The 280-nt window shown below is 69.3% G+C and carries 1 protein-coding gene; it reads right to left on the reverse strand.

Going from position 1 to position 280, the window contains the following annotated elements:
- On the reverse strand, nt 1-280 hold a 280-nt coding region (locus tag ACKPVM_RS20465), incomplete at both ends, for a UxaA family hydrolase (protein ID WP_409311582.1).

Consider the following 280-nt stretch of genomic DNA (forward strand, 5'->3'; position numbering starts at 1 on the left):
CCACGCGCTTGGTCCACCCCTCCTCGATGCCGATCACCACCACCGCCGCCACGTTCGGGTTCGATCCCGCGCCGATGAGCGTGCGGAAGTGCAGGTCCAGGTCGGCCCCGAACTGCAGCCGGCCGTAGGGGTGCGGGATCGCCATCGTCCCATTGATGTTGTGCGCCACGGCCTCGCACGCCGCGTTGGAGAGGTCGTCCACGGGCAGGACGACGACGTGGTTGCGCACGCCCACGCGCCCGTTCTCGCGGCGGTAGCCCAGGAAGGTCGTCTTTTCGCT

This window comes from Pectobacterium hainanensis (assembly GCF_046237015.1).
GTDB lineage: Bacteria > Pseudomonadota > Gammaproteobacteria > Enterobacterales > Enterobacteriaceae > JBJYIN01.